Source organism: Eudoraea sp. (assembly GCF_039969275.1).
In the GTDB taxonomy this organism is placed as follows: Bacteria; Bacteroidota; Bacteroidia; order Flavobacteriales; family Flavobacteriaceae; genus Eudoraea.
Genome location: NZ_JBDVOC010000007.1, coordinates 535,749 through 553,195, shown reverse-complemented (window position 1 = coordinate 553,195; position 17,447 = coordinate 535,749). Strand labels below are relative to the sequence as shown.

Sequence of the window (17,447 nt, the reverse complement as noted above, 5' to 3'; positions counted from 1 at the left end):
AAGAAAAATTCCTTATGGAAAAACCAAAGGTCAAAAACGTATTTATACAGGGTGCAATAACTCCTGAATTTATAGCTGAGGCCATTGCTAAACACCAAACCAAGACTCAGATTGGTGCCCATGATATATTTTTGGGACAGGTACGGGCAGACCAAATTGAAGGAAAAAAGGTTGAGGCTATTGAGTATTCTGCTTATGAAGAAATGGCTAACCTAAAATTTCATGAGATCAGGGAGGCTGCTTTTAAACGCTTTGACTTAAGTTGCATGCATATTTACCACAGCACGGGTATTGTTAAGACAGGCGAAATATGCTTGTTTGTATTTGTTTCCTCGCCTCACCGAAAAGAGGTGTTTGAAGCTTTGCATCATGTGGTTGAGGAAATTAAAAAGCAGGTTCCTGTTTTTGGTAAAGAGCTATTTGAGGACGATTCTTACCAATGGAAAGTAAACAGCTAAAGATGGTAGATATTACACATAAAAAAAATACACTTAGAACTGCTGTTGCCCAGGCAATTGTTCACGTAAGTTCTAAAGATACCATTGAGGCCATTCTTAACAAAACGGTACCCAAAGGTGATGTGTTTGCAATGAGCAAGGCAGCAGGTTTATTAGGGGTAAAGAAGACCTCTGACCTGTTACCCGACTGCCACCCTTTGCCCATTGAGTATACAGATATAGATTATGAAGTAGAAGGCCATCAGATTAAAATATTGATTACCGTAAAGACTAATTATAAGACAGGTGTTGAGGTTGAAGCCATGCACGGGGCCAGTATTGTGGCACTGAATATGTATGACATGCTTAAACCAATAGATAAGGGAATTGAAATAAGTTCTATAAAACTACTCCAAAAAACAGGGGGTAAATCTGACATCAAGAATACTTAGAAAGAACTTATTTTCTTACTGCCCAGATTTCATACATGGGTCCACCCTTGCTGTTTTTCCCTTTATGATGCCAGTCATCACCTTTTATTTCATAAGTGAAATTAAGTTTTGCACCTACCCTGGCATTATCACGGGAAAAAAATTGGATATTTTCAGAATAAATCCCATCCTTTGAAGTGTATGTTCCGCCTCCCGTACCGGAAAATTTAAAAGTTTCCGTATCATAGGCAATCCATTGAAAATGTCCATCCGATAAAAACTTCATTGTTTTTCGAGAATTACTTTCTCCGCGTCTTTCCTGCCCTTCATCGGGGCCACGTGTTGCAAAAAGCCACTTGCCATCCAATGGCTGCTTGAATTCAGGGTCTTTCTTAAAGGTTAGATTACTATCCCCAATTAATACCAAACCTTCTTCAACAATTTCTACAGGTAATTCTAAAGATGTGGTAGTATCCTCCTCATAACTAGAATTAAATTCAAGTTTCACAGTTAAGACATCATTCTCTAATTTATAAAAACCACCAACGGTTTTAACAAAGCCTGCGGGCGATTCTGAATAAATTGTATGAATAAAATAAGCGTTGTCTATTTTTAGTTCATGAGTAAGGCTGAGCCCGTTAAGACTGTCCTGGGCATGATATACTCCGGGAGAGATCTGAGCCTGTATACTTGCCAAAGAAAATACCGAAAAGAAGATAATAATCCATTTCATAATTGATTCTTTTAAGGTTTAAAAATACGGATAATTCCTTTGTAATGAGTAGTTTGTCTCAATTTGAAAAAAAACATTTAAAAATTTTGAGAAGGCAGGTGCTTTAACATTTCTACCGTGGTATTTTCAAGGTCGAACTGCGGTTCCCATCCCCAATCTTCTTTTGCTTTAGAATCATCGATGCTTCTTGGCCAGGATTCTGCGATTGATTGTCTGAAATCGGGATTATAAGATATTTTGAAATTTGGGATGTGTTTTTTTATGTTAGCGCTGATATCGGCTGGTGAAAAACTCATTGCCGCCAGATTGTAAGAGGATCTCACAGTTATTTTTTCAGGATTACAATCCATAAGTTTAATTGTAGCCCTGATAGCATCGTCCATAAACATCATGGGAAGTTTTACATCCTCACTCAGAAAACAAGAATAGCTACCCTTCTCAAGGGCCTCGTGGTAAATTTCAATAGCATAATCGGTAGTACCTCCCCCGGGCAGGGTTTTCCAACTAATTAGCCCCGGATACCTTACACTTCTTACATCTACCCCAAATTTATGGTAGTAATAGGAACACCATCTTTCACCAGATTGTTTGCTTATACCGTAAACAGTACTGGGCTCCATTACGGTACTTTGAGGAGTATTGTCTTTTGAGGTGTTTGGGCCAAATACAGCTATACTGGAAGGCCAGAAAATTTTTCCAATTTTTCTTTCTTTGGCCAGGTTTAGTACGTTGAAAAGTGAATTCATATTTAAATTCCATGCCCTTTCAGGAAACTTTTCAGCTGTTGCACTCAACATAGCGGCCATTAAATATACTTCCTCAATTTCATGATACATTACGACATCCTCTATGGCTTCATAATTGGTGGCATCAAGTAATTCAAATGGCCCGGAGTTCATCAAACTTTCGCTGCCTTCTCGAATATCACTGGCAACAACTTGTTCATTGCCGTACAATTCTCGTAAGGCCAGGGTCAGTTCTGTACCAATCTGCCCACAGGCTCCTAAAATAAGGATGGATTTTTGCATAGATAGGGAGTAAATATAATTCCTTGGTAAAGATAGCTTTTATTAAAATTTGTACATTCGTCCTATGAGAAAATTGTTTGTTTTTGGGTTAACATTCTTACTATTGTTTTCCTGTGGCAACAATCAAAGGACCGAACAGAGTATTGAGACAGTGGAGCTGGAATTTGATGTTCAGAAACTACCAAAAAAATCAATATTAAATAGCGGCGCCAAAACAATACTTGAGACATGGGCGGAATTTAATGACCTGGATATCGCTTTTGATGGACTTTACGCTGTTGAAAATTATGAAGAACTTATTCTGCTCATTGATGAGTTTATAGAAAAACAAAATGCACTGGCTGTTTCCACATACCCTGAAACTTTTGATAAACCACAGGTAAAAAGTCGGCAGAAAGTTTTTAAAACTTATATTTTAAAAGTAAAGGCAACCCTTGAATACCGTAAGAATCCATTGGAATCAACTATAGAAATGGTCAATGCATTTAATGACCTCCGCAATCAATTCAATGTTATGGTAAATTATAATATTGACACAAAAATGATTTTAGATGAATAAACTAATAGTGATTATTTTAATGTTATGTACCGGGCAATTGATTGCTCAGGGAGACGAGAGGAAGGCAGTAAATGAACTGATTAATACATGGCATAAGGCGGCATCTGAAGCCGATTTTGAAACCTATTTTGGGATTCTTGCCGATGACGGAGTTTTTATAGGAACCGATGCGTCAGAAAATTGGCAAAATGATGATTTCAGGGCATTTTCAAAACCCTATTTTGATCGTGGCAAGGCCTGGAGCTTTACTACTATTGAACGAAATATTTACATTAATGAATCTGCAAATTTTGCCTGGTTTGATGAATTATTGGATACCCGAATGGAAATTTGCAGAGGATCTGGTGTGCTTTCCAAAGAAGATGGGAAATGGAGAATAAAACACTATGTGCTTTCCATTACTATTCCTAACGAAGACGTAGATGTAGTTAGTGCTATAAAGAAGGAAAAAGACAGCTTATTCATGTTAAATAAGAAACTCCGCTAGCAGTTGGGTTTATAGTGTGGTTAGGTATTGAATTATTATATTATGAAAATGAACAGAATCTTTCTCCCTTTTATTTTTCTATTTATCTTATCAATGGGTTGCAGAACGGAACCCAGGGAGCAGCAAATAGATTATTATGCCTCGCCATTATTTGTAGATGTTCAAATGCAAGGCTTGTTTGAAGATTCCAAGACTTTTGTAGATCTTGTTCCAAGGGATTCTTATTACGCACTAAATAGGAAATATGAGAAGCAAAGACAAGATGAGAATTTTGATCTTAAAGCTTTTGTTGCGGAAAATTTTAGCGATAAGTCTACGGCCACACTGACCTTTACAACAGATACAACCCATACTATGTATGAACATATTAGTAGTATCTGGGGCAAATTAACCAGGGGACCGGATTCTGTAATTCCTTATTCCTCCAGGATATCTTTGCCTTATGAATACGTCGTGCCCGGAGGGAGATTTAAGGAGATTTATTATTGGGACAGTTATTTTACCATAGAGGGTTTGCTAGTAGATAATCAGGAAGGTATTGCCAGGAATATGGTTGATAACTTTGCTTATTTAATAGATACCCTGGGCTTTATCCCCAATGGTACCAGGAACTATTATTTGAGCCGTTCACAGCCGCCTTTCTTTACACTCATGGCTACCGCATTAGCTCGTAAAGACAGTATGCTTTTAGTAGAATATTTACCAATGATTGAGAAAGAGTATGATTTTTGGATGGACGGTAAAGATGTTATAAAGGAGCCATATGAGGCTAACAAGTATGTGGTTAAAGTAGGGGATGATTCATTCCTCAATCGCTATTGGGACAGTAGTGTTACACCACGCCCGGAAAGCTACAAAGAAGATTATCATTTAGCGGATGACCTTTCAACGGAAAAGGAGAAAACAGATCTGTATGTTAATTTAAGAGCGGGAGCGACTTCCGGCTGGGATTTTAGTAGCCGTTGGTTTGCCGAGGAAGATTCCTTTGAGTCAACTAATACGGCAAATATATTGCCTGTAGATCTCAACTGCCTGCTTTATTTTATGGAGAATCAAATAGCTAAAGTCTATAATTTAAAAGGGGATAAGCAAGCTGAATCCCTGTATCGGAAAATGGCACTGAAGCGGAAAGAATTAATTCAGGAAACCTTTTGGGTTGAAGAGGAACAATTTTTTATGGATTTTGAGTTTAAAACGAAAAGTAACACAGACGAATTTACATTAGCAGCTACTTTTCCTTTGTTCTTTAATATTGCAACAAGAGAACAGGCAGAAGCGGTAAAAGAAAAATTAATTACTGAATTTTTAAAGGATGGAGGTCTTCTTACTACTTTAAAAAATACAGGGCAACAATGGGATGCACCAAACGGGTGGGCGCCATTGCATTGGATGGCTGTACATGGGCTGCTTAACTATGGGTATAAGGCAGAAGCATTGGATATTATGAAGAGGTGGCTGTCTATTAATGAAAGAGTTTATAAAAATACCGGAAAGATGATGGAAAAGTATAATGTGGAGGACACAAGTTTACTCTCCGGTGGAGGTGAATACGAGACTCAGGACGGATTTGGCTGGACCAACGGGGTGGCATTGGGATTTAAGGCTTTAGTGGATCAAATGGAAGCGCAGTAAAGTTTTGTAGTTGGTGCATCTACATCGCATAGGGCATATAATTAGGCCCGGAATAGCCTTATTTATAGTGTAAACCTTCCTCTTATTCCCCAATAAATTAAGTTGTTGACGGACTCATTTAGAGAAGGATTAATTACCCATTGCAAATCGGGGGTAATTGCCAGATGTTCTGTTAAATTAAATCTATAATAAACTTCAAATGAATACTGGTCCCGGAGACCAGTTGGTTTTGCCCAGTTAAATCCAATATTTAGGATATCGTGACTTTTAAATCTGAATCCATTTCCAAAAGCAACATATTTTTCGGCAAGCGTATTAGTTCCTTTTCCATTTGAAAAACCAGCTCTAAAAAATGGAATGTATTTCTCTTTGAAATACCAATGTGATGAAAAAGAAACGCCCTGTCCCGTATCAATTCCATTTGTTGAATCAGAGTTCCAGTATGTTAAACTTATACGTTTAAAATATCTTTCAGAATATGATTTAACATATCCTACCTCGATCGATTTAAATAAATTTCCTTCAAAAAATTGATTGCCGACATTCAAAAAATCACCCTCATTAAAAGGATCACCAAGTACATCAAAAACACCTCCCATAACATAAATATCTTTTTTCGTTGTTGGGAGAATACTAACCACGGCACCCATACCCTGATTCGGCCAATTAGCTGTTGGAGAAGAAGAAAACCCGTAACCAAAGAAATTAGTAAAAGGATTAATCATTCCATAAAAATTGAAATAATTAGTAGGGTCCAGTTTTCCAATAGCAAATTTCAGCTGTTCTTTGAACAATGTTTGCTGATAATAAAATTCAGAAATACGAAAAGAAAAACTATTAACCTTTGTTGCAGGCAACAATATTGAACCTGTTTCAAACCCTAATAACATTGGCGGAATTCCAGAGCCTATGGTATGTCTTGTTTCAAATTTTATTGAAAAAGTTCCTGTATTTCCAGATTTCTTTCCAATTGGAGACCAACTAATAGGAATATCTAATATTCCACCGCCCGAACTGGTTTGGCTGGAATCGGTAATACCAGATGATGCCCCCAGATAAACGATGGTATAGTTTATTCCGAACTCCAAATCGGTTTTATTATTTATTTTTTTCTTGGTTTCAAACCAGGGCTTGAAAACCCGAATTGGAATTCTGAAATAAGATTCTTTAACCTGATTTTCAAATACTAACTGAGCCTCTATGCTTGTGGGACCACCTAATTCGTTTTTACCCTTGTATCCCGAATAAGTGGAATCGGTCAGTATTCCAAATCCAGAACTGGTTGAATCAGGAATCTTCTGCCCAAAAACATTGATAAGTGTAAACACTAAGAGCGCAAGAGAAATAAAGAATTTTCTTTTCATTTCAATAATATAAAATAAGTGAAATAAAAAGTTACTTCCCTTATTTTATTTAAAGTCTATCTAGTTTAATATTTCATCAAACCTGGATAATTCTATCTTAATATTAGCATTATATTTTTTATCAACTGCTTTAGAATCTTCAATAAGTTGTTCAAACTCTGTTTTCATACTTTGTGTTACCGGACCCTCAGAATGATCTAGTATTCCGCTCATGAAAGACATCTTAAATAATATGGTTGCAGGTAAATTAATTACTTCAGCCAAAGTTCTGCCCGTAGACACATAACTAGCTTCATAATCTGTTACCAGAGCAGTAATCATTTCAGCCTGACGTTCTGCCTTTTTAATTTTACCCGAACTAGCTCCTTTGGTTTTGAATGCCTCAATTTTTGAAGCGATCTCCTCTTTAATTTTCAGCGCAGTAATAACATTTTGTGTTGAACTTTCTGCAGCATTGTACAATTCCAGCCAGAATGAATATTTAGCTTCTGCTTGTGCCTGAGTATAGGACTCTTTTGGATTCATAAACACTTTGAATGATTGTGTTTCAACAACGCCATCTACGGTTAATCTGGCCTGGTATTCACCGGGAGGGACAATTGGTGATATTGCAGTTGGAGGCCTATTAGGAACTGATGTAACCCGGTTAATGCGCATATCCCAAACAAATTTATTGAGTCCCGAATTAAAATTTTCATTAGATGCATAGTTCAGGGCCATTACTTCCTTGTTATAGTTTCGGATTAGGTTTCCATCTTTGTTAAGGATTTCTACGGTAATTTCTTGGGGTTCTTTGGTTAATTTATAATACAATACAGCCCCAAGTGATTTAGGGTCTCCAGCATCAATAAACTTGCGTTTCCTCTCTCCATTTACAGGTTTGAATCCTAATTCGTAATAAGTTAAACCCGGACGCATATTTTGAACAAAATAATTTTTCTTAACTCCAGGGTCACCACCTGGTAAATAATCCATCCACCAGTTGTAGCCAAATCGGATATGATCTGAGATAGAATAAAGGTGAATCTTCTTGGAAGCTATGGCTGTACTACTTTCTCGTAATGGTGTGATATCATCCATAATCCAGAAACCACGACCGTTAGTTGCTATGACCAGATCTGCATCTTTTATCTTTATGTCAACGACCGGTACTGCGGGTAAATTGGCCTTGAGTTTGTCCCAACTTTGGCCATCGTTTAAGGAATAGTAGATTCCGGTTTCTGTTCCTGCAAATAGTAAACCTTTACGTCCCTTATCCTCCCGGACTGTTCGTGTTATTTGATCTTGAGGGAAATTTGAAGATAAATTTGTCCAGGTTTTACCATAATCCGCTGTTTTATATAGATAAGGGCTGTAATCGTTATAGGTATTGAAATTCGATATGGCTACATATGCGGTAGCGGGATCATGCGGTGAGGGCTCAATTTCGTATACCTGCGAATATTCTGGGCAATCGGTAATTGAAATATCTTCCCAGTTCTTCCCCCCATCTTTTGTAATATATATTTTTCCGTCATCTGAACCTATCCAAATCAAACCTTCTTGCAATGGTGATTCATCCATTCGCTTAATAGTGCTATAAATTTCCTGTCCGAAGTATTCGGATAGCCAAGGTGTTCCGGTAATTTTCTGACGTTCTTTGATATTATTTGTCAGGTCCGGGCTTATAACCTCCCAATTTAATCCTTCATCGGTGGACTTGAACAGTACATTGCCGCCTAGGTATATGGTTTTGGAATCATGAGGCGATAAAAAGTATGCCAGGTCCCAGTTAAAACGGTATTTAAGATCGTAGCCATTTAATCCAAATAATGGTACTGGCCATACCGATCGCACTTCATTTTGTCCTGTTGCCAGGTTGTTCACTGTAAAAGGGGCTCCACTACCCATGGGAGCACCACCGGATATATTGTATACAATGTTTAAATCATCAGGATTTGGAATAACGCTACTTATTTCGCCATTACCAATTATAGTTGTTTCATAGCCTGAGATTCCTCCCCATCGCGAAGCACTTGGAATCTTGTAGGCTAAAACATCCTGGCCACTACCATATACATTATAGGGAAAATCATTATCTACATTTACGCGATAAAATTGAGAGTTTTTTTGAGTATACTGGCCCGACCATGTTTTACCTCCTGTAATACTTACCTGACATCCACCATCATTGGAGCCAATCATCCTCATTGGATCTTTAGGGCAAATCCAAATGTCGTGAAAATCATCTTTTATACCAGGCTCTAAAATCCAGGTTTTACCTCCATCCTTAGACATAAACATACGGTTATTAGGAGACCACAATTCGTTAGCATCGTGAGGGCTCGCATAAATGTGACTGTAGTAGAAGGGACGACCTATGATTTGGAAAAAGTCTGAAACAAATTCCCAATTTTCACCTAGATCGTTTGAAACATATAAACCCGGTTTGGTTTCAGAATCAACTAATGCATATACTTTTTTGCTATCAGCTGCCGACATTGTAACGCCAGCCCTTCCTCGCCCTCCGGGTGGTAAGCCTTCGTTATAGGTGATTTCTTTCCAAGAATCACCACCATCGGTGGATTTCCATATGCCGGATTCAGGACCACCAGTTTTTGGCCCCCAGGCTTTACGCTCAAATTCCCACATCACAGCGAAGAGTTCATCTGGATTCGAAGGATTCATCACCAAATCAATTGCGCCTGCGGTCTCACTTTTATAAAGCACTTTTTTCCAGGTTTTCCCCCCGTCTTTCGTCCGGAATACACCTCTTTCCGGGTTAGGCCCAAAAGCACTACCAAAAGCAGCAACAAAGACAATATCAGGATTGGTAGGATGAACGCGTACTTGTGAAATATGTTTGGTTTCTTTTAAACCCGCATTAGTCCAGGTCTCACCGTTATTTATTGTTTTATAAACGCCATCTCCCCAGCTAACATTACTACGCATCTGCGGCTCTCCGGTACCAACATAAGCAATGTCAGGGTTAGATTCGGAAAATTCCATTGCTCCAATACTACCATATTTGAAATCTTTATCACCAACAGGTTCCCAATATAAACCGGCATCTTCAGTTTTCCATAATCCATTACTGGCTCCGTGGTAAAATGTGTTGGGTTCTGCTGGGTGTCCGATAACAACGGATCCTCGATTCCCAATAATAGGCCCGATAAAACGCCATTGCAGTGCGTCCATGTTTTCATTTACCTGGGCATTAAGAAGATTTGGTGCAAATGCAATCAGAATAACAATTAAGTATAATCCTTCCTTCAAATAGTTTAAGATTGTTTTTCTCATATGCCTCTAGTAATAAATAATTGGTTCAGAATATAAAAATAGTGAAGTTAAAATAATTTTGGAGTACTGTGAAAGTTTGACGAAATTTCAAGACTTATTAGGTAGTAGTTTTCAGAAAACAGTTATTTAGTATCATGGCCAAGTCGTTACTTTTCATACCAGACATTTCTGGTTTTACCAAATTCGTACAGACCACTGAAGCAGCACATAGTCAGCATGTTATTGCGGAATTATTGGAGGTGCTTATAGAGGCCAATACGGAGGAGCTGCAGCTGGCCGAGGTTGAAGGAGACGCGCTTTTTTTCTATCGCGAAGGAGAACTCCTTTCACAGGAAAAATTGCTCGCCCAGATTGAAACCATGTTTACGGCATTTACGGGGCATCTCAAACTTTTAGAAAAGAATAGAATATGCCCGTGTAATGCCTGTGCAACAGCTCCAAAACTGGAATTAAAAATTGTTGCACACTGTGGAGACATAGAATTTCTACAGGTACAGGGCAATAGAAAACCTTTTGGCAAACAGGTAATAGAAGCGCATAGGTTACTTAAGAATTCTGTTGAAAGTGATAATTATGTGCTAATAAGCAAAGAACTATCTTCTGATATTGAGCTTCCTATTTATTATTACAGTAAAGTGTTCAGATTTAAACAAGGTAAGGACACTTATGACCAAAAAGAAGTTGAATATATATATTCTTTAATTGATAGTAGCAAACTAAATATAATTGAGTATTCCACAGCCAAGGAGGTAGTATTAGATAAACCGCCCGGCATTGTTTTAGACAGAGATTTTGCAGTAGCTGCTGAATCTCTTATGGAGTATATTACCAACCTTTCATATCGACATCTTTGGGTTCATGGAGTGGATAAATTTGAGTATAATGAAAATGAAGTTACCAGACTAGGTTCAGAACACGTCTGTGTAATTAATAATAAGCATTTGAACTTTGTGGCGGTAAAGAAAAAAGTTAAGCCGGGAAAATTTGTTTATGGTGAAATGACTAAGAGTATTCCCATTGCAGATACAGTATATCAATTTTATACTATAAGTCCAATTTCAGAAAATTCCAGCAACTTGAAAATAGAATTATATTGGGAAACTAAATCTTTATTAAAGAAACTACTAATAACACTCTTTGCTAAAAGAGTGTTGGTGAAGAACACGAAAAATGGCTTAGATTTATTGTTTAAACTAACTGAAGAAAGGCGGGCTATGATCTCGTCTTAATAAACTACTATTTATTATCCCTTATTTCATAGTATTAAAAAAGCGGGCAACAATAGCCCGCTTTAATGTTATTCTCGTCAGATTACCTTAATTCTGTTTTTCCGCAGGTTCAACCTTCCTCGATTCCAGTGCCTGCTTGCTTAGGCTTGCAAGACTAAAATTAGGAGCAATTTTTAATGCTTCGTCAATGGTCGCAATGGCCAGATCTATATCATCCTTATTCATATTGTATTGAACAAGACCTTTTAAATGATAAAAGGCTGCTTTTAGAGGTACTTCATATGGCTGCTGTCTTTCATAGAAAGCGTATTTCATATCATCTTTGGAGTTAAGGATACCATATTCTATGTTGACGTTAGCTCCTGTATTATCCCCTGTCTGAATCATTAGGTCTGAAAGTTCATAGGCCAAATAGGGACTGGGTTGCCTGGAATACAATGCCTCAAACTGTTCAAGGGCTCTTTTTGGTTGGTTCAAAGCTTTTAAGGAAATAGCCTTTACCTGTATGGCAAGATCGGAATCTGTATCAATCTTTTCAATGCCAATGGTATTTAAAGCCTGCAGATGCTGATTGTTATTGGCATAAACATATGCAAGGGTATCCCTCCTTTCAACGGAAGGAGAAAGTACATTTAAATGAGTCAAAGCATTGATTATACCACTTATATCCGACTGTTTTCTCATTTCCATATAATATGCCTCATAATGCTTTTGAAGCTCTGAGTTGGTTTGTGAGTAACCCCCGTAAATGTATCCTAAACCAGTAATAAGAATAAATATAAACTTCTTCATTATCGTATAAATTTTGTGCGGCAAAACTAATACATTTTTTTTGGTCTTTACCTAAGGAAACTCTTAAAAGTCAATAAGATGGAATTTTTTTATGAATAACAATTTTTATTTGACCCTTTCGGTGTCATTTTTTTCGTCCGGTTTCCGTATTAGCAGGCACTTATAAAAAAAGGATGCCCAAGGCATCCTTTTAATATGGTGGTCTTTAGTTCTGAATTACTTATGCCAGGGTTAGTTCTTCTTCTTTTTTGGTATAAGAATTTAATAACCAGGCATAAAATGCAAGACTCCTGTTATCCTTGTCTATACAAGATTTTAGAAATTCACACAAATTATTAAAAAACAGATTTGTGTATAATGTAGGTAGTCTCAAATTGATTTTTTTAGGATCATAATCCTTTTCATTCATTACAATATCCATTGCTATTCTTTTCCTGTGATAATCAATAAACACATCTGTGGCATTGTAATGATTCTTGACAATTGCCTTGTGCAGGCTCTGAAAGTTTTTGGTCATCTTACATTTTGCACAACTTCGGGAGATGAGACTTTCCAGTTCCATTAAAATCCTCCCCTTTAATTTTGTATTTTCCATGACATTTTAGGATTTAATGTTTATATAAAGATACGGATTATCGATAAAAAGCTGAAAATCAACGCTATAAATTAACCTTTTATCGATGTTTTTGTTGTAAAAGTGCTGGTAGTTGTTGTGAAATGCTAGTTTATTCCGGTATAGAAGAAAACATTATTATTAAGAAAATTCCTACTAATGACAATTTTTCCACTTTTTTTAGATTCAGGGTTCAAATATTGAGGTTTGGGAAGCATATTTTTAGCTGCCATTTCGCAATAATATTCTCTTTTCAAAGGGTGTTCCGGATAGACACCGTTAAAGATTTGGTTCCACCAATTGTTTTCAGTCACTGTTTTTATAAGATGAATACAATCATCTAAATGTATTAGGTTAACAGGGTCATCCCCATTGGTCAATCCTTCTTTACCGGATAGCATGGTAACCGGATGTCTGTCTGGTCCTATAAGACCACCAAATCTAAGGATGGTAGTTTGAAGCGATTTGTCGTTTTGAAAAACCTTTTCAGCCTCCAATAATTGCCGGCCAGATTCAGTTACAGGCATGGGAAGTGTGTCCTCTGTTACCTCACCCTCAACAGCTCCATATACCGAAGTACTACTCACAAATACTATTTTTTTTACGCTTGATTTTCGTATCTCATTGAGCAAAAGATTCATTTTGAGAACATAGTTCTCTTTGTTGTTAGCCCGGAATCTGGGAGGTACATTTAATATAAGGGTATCAAGCTGGTCCAGAAATTCTGTAATTGAGCCTGTAACGCTTTCCTCACCTAAAATAACCATAAAGGGCTTTATTCCTTCCTGCTCTAAGGTATCCAGTTTATTCTTATTGGTAGTACTTCCATGTACATTATAGCCGGCTTGAATCAGAGATTTGGCCAGAGGTAACCCAAGCCATCCGCATCCCATAATTCCTATAGTATTTTTCAAAATCTAATCGTTTTAATCAATAAAACAGCATCATTAAGTACAAAGGGCATAGGAATGGTTGCTTCCGGTCTTTCGGGTATAGTAAATGAAGGATTATCTAATAGATCATTAGAGGACTCGTATAAGGTTAGTTCTAAATGTTCGTCCTTAGGAAAGCTTAGCTGTAATTCTGTATAATCATTATTACTTATGAAATGTGTAATTAATTTACCTCCCTTCCTATTTTTAAGATAGTAATCGGATAATGTAACATTGTTCACTTTCGCCTCTAAAATATCTAATTCATTTATATAGATCTCCAACCGATTAACGTCTCGTTGTGGGGTAATACATAGCTCTAACATACGTTTATTTCCAATAATCGTATCAACCTCAACCTCAATATTTGGCGGCAAAATATCTTTAATTGGGGCGTTGGCCATATAGGTAAATCCGGTAGCGTATTTACTACTTATATCAAAAGCTGCAAGACTATCCGGCCTTTTTTTGGTTTCCCCCAGATATTGAGATGTCCATGCGGAGAGTTCATGCTCATAAGTAGCCCACTTCGCTCTATTTTGATCTGTATTTAGCACATACAATAGACTTGTAGGTTTGGCATTTTCAATTGTAAAACCCGAATTTAGATGGGCAGAAACCATAAAACCAAGGAATAATAAAAAAAACATATAACCAATACGATTCTTGTACCTGTACGCCATGAAAACTGGAAGCAGTAGCATAAAAGTTAAAGTACTTAAGACCGTTGCGGTGATCATCATTTTTAATCCCAAACCAATTGGAAATAATTTAATAAAAGGGCTATAAATCCAAATCGCCGGCAGAGCTAGTAAGACAAGAATGTACAGGTTGGGTTTATCCTGATTCAAGCCAATCATAAAAGATCCTAATAGTGCGTACAACGGAATAATAAAAAAACTGGCCCCGGGAAGATAAATCCCTACTGCCCAACATATTAAAAACCAAATAATTATTGGTCCTACCAATAGATTTGAGATAGCTATTTTTCTAAATCTATGATAGATCCAAAAACAGGTGCTAATAGAGAATAAAACAAATGCCAGAATGTAGGTATGACCATTATACGTAAAACCATGCAGGATATCTTTGTACTGAGGATAAATCCATTGTAAAACGGACCAACTATACCATCCAATAACACCATTTACAGTTATTACTATTATTAGTGGCAGAAATCCTTTCCCAATTTCCCTTAGATCTAGACGCTTCATTTTAAAACCGTAAAATAACAGGCCTAACATCATCGCAAAACCCAAAAAGAACATGGGCCAAATCCATTCAAAAGGATAAGATACCATCTTATAATAAGGCAGGTTAAAATATACATAGTCATTTAAACTCTTCATATTAGACAAATCTACCTCGCTGAAATGTTGCAAAAGTGGCACTAGGTAGCTTCCCTGATGAGACAAAGTGTTTCTGTCTAAACGCTCATAATTATCACGGGCGGTGTGATAGTCATAATGATCATCTATAAACGCAAAGTTGAAACCTTCAATATCGCCATCTTCCCTAAAAACAGTAAGGTCCGTATCATTGGGCAGCAATTTATAAATACTGTAGTATAAAGAATTTCCCACAGGAAAATTTGGATCTGCTTTGATAAATTCTTCAATCAGTTTTCCATTTCCCCTATTGGTTTCCATAAGCATAATTCCGGGTCCTCCGCTACCCCTTGCCTCAAAATTTAAAACCAAACCAACTTCCTTTGCCCAGGGATGATTATTTACAAATAATTCTGCCCCATTAAGCCCCAGTTCTTCAGCATCGGTAATAAGGATAATTATATCATTTTTAGGTGTTTTCCCACTTGCCAAATAGGATCTGACACCTTCCAGAATGGTTGCTACTCCACTACCTGCATCACTTGCTCCAAAAGAAGAATGCGGACTGCTATCGTAATGTGAAAGTAACAAAACTGCCTTTCCCGGCTGAGAGCCCTTTATTCTGGCAATGATATTCTCCGCTTTACTGAAATTACCCCAATCTCCATCGGTATATCCTTTCTGAACTGTGGTTTCCAAACCCAATTGGGTTAATTGATCAATAATATATTTTTTTACTGTTTCATGTGCTCCAAAACCTACGCCATGGGGCTGTTTAGAGATGGTTTCAACATGTTTTAGGGCTCTGTCTGTAGAAAAAGTGGTTAGGGACTGATCTGCATCCTTTTTATAAGTGGGCATTGCAGTATCAAAACTAAGGTAAATAGCCAATAGAATCAGCAGAAAGGACACTATTTGGGCATATGTCTTCATGTTATAGAATTATCAGATAAAAGTATAAAATTATGATAGTTTAGTCCATTTTGGCGAATATATTTAAAAATTAAGCAGGAAAAGTGTATATTTAAGATTAAGCTAATTTTAGAAAAGGTATGGGAATAAAGAGTTTTATGGGCCGAAGAGCCAAAGAAGGATCCAAAAAGGAGTATGATGCTCCCATCTTGGTGGAGGATTATATGACAAGAAAATTACTGACTTTTAGTACAGATCAGTCCATACTCGAGGTAATGGAATCTTTTGCCAAAAATCATATTTCCGGGGGACCGGTTTTGGATGAAAATGGGTTTTTAGTAGGAATTATTTCGGAAGCCGATTGTATGAAGGAAATATCAGAAAGCCGTTATTTTAACCAGCCCATTCTCGATAAAAGCGTAGAGCGTTTTATGACTAAAAATGTAGAGACCATACCTCATGACATGAGTATTTTTGACGCTGCAGGAGTTTTTCATAAAAACAATCGCAGACGATTACCGGTTTTAAAAGATGGTCTTTTAGTAGGCCAGATAAGTCGTAAGGATATTGTGATCGCCGCTCTGAAACTTACCAGTCATAACTATCAATAATTTTCAGAATTTAAGTAGTAGAATTTAATTTTCGGATACTTTGACGCCGGTTATTTCTATTCGCGTTTAACGATCATGTAATAATCATTATCCAAAGGAAGATAGCCAAGATCGTATACAAAGTAATAGGTCGTACCTTTTTTTGTAGTATATAGATTGGTTATATAATCAAAATCGAAGCCTTTATCCATAAGACGGGTCTTGGTTGTGCGGGTTTTGCCATCCTTTAAGGCAAAACTATCTAAGACCCTGTAATTCTTTCGAAGTCTGTTATTTATATTTCTTACCAGGTTTTTACTATCCTTGTTTAGTTTATTATTATAGGCATTGCGGCAATAGTCCGAACAGTATTTTTTATCTACCCGGCCTCTGATTATTTCCCCGCATTCGAGACATTTTTTTTCTTCCTGATGTTCCATGTGTGGTTAAAGAAAAAGTTACTCCCTATAATGATGTGAGTAAACTAAACTACTACAATATCGTATTTTCCTAGCAACCCTACAACTCCATCTTTTGAGAATTTAGCTTTCCTAAGGCGATTTTTCTCAGGGTCAATTTTATAATTTATTGCTTTGCTTAAATCAGCTTGCTCCAGATTCGTTTTCTCAAAAATGGCCTTATTTAAATCGCATCCTTCAAATCGTGCGTTGCTGAGGTTGGTCTCTGTAAAGTCAGCTTCAATTAGTTTGCATTCAGTAAACTCAATATTTTTAAGCTGTAACTGATAAAATGAAGCCAGGATCAATGAACAATGATCGAAGGAAAGTGAAAGCAAAATGGGATTACAATGTTCAAAGTGAAGGCCGGTCAGTTTACAGAAAGAAAATGAAACCTCATTAAATACAGAATGACTTATATTGGCATTGCTCAGGTTGCAATGTGTAAATTGACATGCAGTAAAATTTATATTATCGAGGTATGCATCAGCAAAAGCACAGCCTTCAAAAATACAGTTTTCGTATTCTGCCTTTTCCAATCTCACTTTAGTGAAATCCTGATCTTTGTACGTTATATCTTCAAAAAATGATTTGTTCATAACAAGCTATAAAGGGGAATAACTATGACAAAATGTGTATTCCT

At 36.9% G+C, this 17,447-nt stretch carries 17 protein-coding genes; 7 read left to right on the top strand and 10 right to left on the bottom strand.

What is annotated here, in order from left to right; all coding sequences use genetic code 11:
• Positions 1–14: 14 nt before the first annotated feature.
• A complete protein-coding gene (locus tag ABJH90_RS07010) occupies positions 15–458 on the top strand; it encodes a molybdenum cofactor biosynthesis protein MoaE (protein WP_348137891.1) in 444 nt (147 codons plus the stop codon).
• Positions 440–889, top strand: coding sequence for a cyclic pyranopterin monophosphate synthase MoaC (moaC, locus tag ABJH90_RS07005; RefSeq protein ID WP_348319748.1), 450 nt, complete (start codon positions 440–442; stop codon positions 887–889). Before ABJH90_RS07010 ends, moaC begins: the two co-directional genes overlap by 19 nt.
• A gap of 7 nt (positions 890–896) precedes the next feature.
• On the opposite strand, the gene ABJH90_RS07000 is transcribed toward moaC, so the two are convergent.
• Positions 897–1,601 (bottom strand): hypothetical protein, encoded by a 705-nt coding sequence (locus tag ABJH90_RS07000; protein ID WP_348137887.1) that lies wholly within the window; start codon positions 1,599–1,601, stop codon positions 897–899.
• 77 nt (positions 1,602–1,678) lie between these two features.
• Positions 1,679–2,629, bottom strand: coding sequence for an NAD-dependent epimerase/dehydratase family protein (locus tag ABJH90_RS06995; protein ID WP_348137885.1), 951 nt, complete (start codon positions 2,627–2,629; stop codon positions 1,679–1,681).
• Between the two features lie 64 nt (positions 2,630–2,693).
• Between ABJH90_RS06995 and ABJH90_RS06990 the strand changes: the two genes are divergently transcribed.
• The 3 genes from ABJH90_RS06990 to treF are packed head-to-tail and all read left to right on the top strand — an operon-like array spanning position 2,694 to position 5,307.
• Positions 2,694–3,188, top strand: coding sequence for a hypothetical protein (locus tag ABJH90_RS06990; RefSeq protein ID WP_348137883.1), 495 nt, complete (start codon positions 2,694–2,696; stop codon positions 3,186–3,188).
• Positions 3,181–3,675: a nuclear transport factor 2 family protein gene (locus tag ABJH90_RS06985; RefSeq protein ID WP_348137881.1), complete on the top strand. Its 495-nt coding sequence runs from the start codon at positions 3,181–3,183 to the stop codon at positions 3,673–3,675. Before ABJH90_RS06990 ends, ABJH90_RS06985 begins: the two co-directional genes overlap by 8 nt.
• Positions 3,676–3,723: 48 nt before the next feature.
• Positions 3,724–5,307 (top strand): alpha,alpha-trehalase TreF, encoded by a 1,584-nt coding sequence (gene treF, locus ABJH90_RS06980; protein ID WP_348137879.1) that lies wholly within the window; start codon positions 3,724–3,726, stop codon positions 5,305–5,307.
• Between the two features lie 62 nt (positions 5,308–5,369).
• On the opposite strand, the gene ABJH90_RS06975 is transcribed toward treF, so the two are convergent.
• Together ABJH90_RS06975 and ABJH90_RS06970 are read right to left on the bottom strand one after the other, a co-directional pair.
• Positions 5,370–6,671: a carbohydrate porin gene (locus ABJH90_RS06975; RefSeq protein WP_348137877.1), complete on the bottom strand. Its 1,302-nt coding sequence runs from the start codon at positions 6,669–6,671 to the stop codon at positions 5,370–5,372.
• A gap of 60 nt (positions 6,672–6,731) precedes the next feature.
• Positions 6,732–9,950 (bottom strand): hypothetical protein, encoded by a 3,219-nt coding sequence (locus ABJH90_RS06970; RefSeq protein WP_348137875.1) that lies wholly within the window; start codon positions 9,948–9,950, stop codon positions 6,732–6,734.
• A gap of 134 nt (positions 9,951–10,084) precedes the next feature.
• Between ABJH90_RS06970 and ABJH90_RS06965 the strand changes: the two genes are divergently transcribed.
• A complete protein-coding gene (locus ABJH90_RS06965; protein WP_348137873.1) occupies positions 10,085–11,179 on the top strand; it encodes a DUF2652 domain-containing protein in 1,095 nt (364 codons plus the stop codon).
• An 87-nt stretch (positions 11,180–11,266) separates the two neighbouring features.
• Here ABJH90_RS06965 and ABJH90_RS06960 read toward each other — a convergent pair whose 3' ends face one another.
• The 4 genes from ABJH90_RS06960 to ABJH90_RS06945 all read right to left on the bottom strand — a co-directional run bounded on the left by ABJH90_RS06960 (position 11,267) and on the right by ABJH90_RS06945 (position 15,777).
• Positions 11,267–11,971, bottom strand: coding sequence for a hypothetical protein (locus ABJH90_RS06960; protein WP_348137872.1), 705 nt, complete (start codon positions 11,969–11,971; stop codon positions 11,267–11,269).
• Positions 11,972–12,191: 220 nt separating this feature from the next.
• Positions 12,192–12,566 (bottom strand): hypothetical protein, encoded by a 375-nt coding sequence (locus tag ABJH90_RS06955; protein ID WP_348137870.1) that lies wholly within the window; start codon positions 12,564–12,566, stop codon positions 12,192–12,194.
• A 125-nt stretch (positions 12,567–12,691) separates the two neighbouring features.
• On the bottom strand, positions 12,692–13,498 hold the full coding sequence (locus ABJH90_RS06950) for an SDR family oxidoreductase (protein ID WP_348137868.1): 807 nt from the start codon (positions 13,496–13,498) through the stop codon (positions 12,692–12,694).
• Entirely contained in the window at positions 13,495–15,777 is a 2,283-nt protein-coding gene (locus ABJH90_RS06945) for a M28 family peptidase (protein ID WP_348137866.1), read from the bottom strand. Before ABJH90_RS06945 ends, ABJH90_RS06950 begins: the two co-directional genes overlap by 4 nt.
• 119 nt (positions 15,778–15,896) lie before the next feature.
• Between ABJH90_RS06945 and ABJH90_RS06940 the strand changes: the two genes are divergently transcribed.
• Positions 15,897–16,367: a CBS domain-containing protein gene (locus ABJH90_RS06940; RefSeq protein ID WP_348137865.1), complete on the top strand. Its 471-nt coding sequence runs from the start codon at positions 15,897–15,899 to the stop codon at positions 16,365–16,367.
• A gap of 56 nt (positions 16,368–16,423) precedes the next feature.
• On the opposite strand, the gene ABJH90_RS06935 is transcribed toward ABJH90_RS06940, so the two are convergent.
• Together ABJH90_RS06935 and ABJH90_RS06930 are read right to left on the bottom strand one after the other, a co-directional pair.
• Positions 16,424–16,786 carry a hypothetical protein gene (locus ABJH90_RS06935; protein WP_348137863.1) on the bottom strand — a complete coding sequence of 121 codons (363 nt, stop codon included), beginning with the start codon at positions 16,784–16,786 and terminating at the stop codon, positions 16,424–16,426.
• Between the two features lie 44 nt (positions 16,787–16,830).
• Entirely contained in the window at positions 16,831–17,403 is a 573-nt protein-coding gene (locus ABJH90_RS06930) for a pentapeptide repeat-containing protein (RefSeq protein ID WP_348137861.1), read from the bottom strand.
• Positions 17,404–17,447 lie beyond the last annotated feature (44 nt).

Bases quoted from the DNA above. Each gene is read 5' to 3' on its own strand.
- ABJH90_RS06945 (WP_348137866.1), bottom strand. From the start codon at position 15,777: ATGAAGACATATGCCCAAATAGTGTCCTTTCTGCTGATTCTATTGGCT.
- moaC (WP_348319748.1), top strand. From the start codon at position 440: ATGGAAAGTAAACAGCTAAAGATGGTAGATATTACACATAAAAAAAAT.
- ABJH90_RS06930 (WP_348137861.1), bottom strand. From the start codon at position 17,403: ATGAACAAATCATTTTTTGAAGATATAACGTACAAAGATCAGGATTTC.
- treF (WP_348137879.1), top strand. From the start codon at position 3,724: ATGAACAGAATCTTTCTCCCTTTTATTTTTCTATTTATCTTATCAATG.
- ABJH90_RS06990 (WP_348137883.1), top strand. From the start codon at position 2,694: ATGAGAAAATTGTTTGTTTTTGGGTTAACATTCTTACTATTGTTTTCC.
- ABJH90_RS07000 (WP_348137887.1), bottom strand. From the start codon at position 1,601: ATGAAATGGATTATTATCTTCTTTTCGGTATTTTCTTTGGCAAGTATA.
- ABJH90_RS06935 (WP_348137863.1), bottom strand. From the start codon at position 16,786: ATGGAACATCAGGAAGAAAAAAAATGTCTCGAATGCGGGGAAATAATC.
- ABJH90_RS06985 (WP_348137881.1), top strand. From the start codon at position 3,181: ATGAATAAACTAATAGTGATTATTTTAATGTTATGTACCGGGCAATTG.
- ABJH90_RS06940 (WP_348137865.1), top strand. From the start codon at position 15,897: ATGGGAATAAAGAGTTTTATGGGCCGAAGAGCCAAAGAAGGATCCAAA.
- ABJH90_RS07010 (WP_348137891.1), top strand. From the start codon at position 15: ATGGAAAAACCAAAGGTCAAAAACGTATTTATACAGGGTGCAATAACT.
- ABJH90_RS06975 (WP_348137877.1), bottom strand. From the start codon at position 6,671: ATGAAAAGAAAATTCTTTATTTCTCTTGCGCTCTTAGTGTTTACACTT.
- ABJH90_RS06995 (WP_348137885.1), bottom strand. From the start codon at position 2,629: ATGCAAAAATCCATCCTTATTTTAGGAGCCTGTGGGCAGATTGGTACA.
- ABJH90_RS06970 (WP_348137875.1), bottom strand. From the start codon at position 9,950: ATGAGAAAAACAATCTTAAACTATTTGAAGGAAGGATTATACTTAATT.
- ABJH90_RS06960 (WP_348137872.1), bottom strand. From the start codon at position 11,971: ATGAAGAAGTTTATATTTATTCTTATTACTGGTTTAGGATACATTTAC.
- ABJH90_RS06965 (WP_348137873.1), top strand. From the start codon at position 10,085: ATGGCCAAGTCGTTACTTTTCATACCAGACATTTCTGGTTTTACCAAA.
- ABJH90_RS06955 (WP_348137870.1), bottom strand. From the start codon at position 12,566: ATGGAAAATACAAAATTAAAGGGGAGGATTTTAATGGAACTGGAAAGT.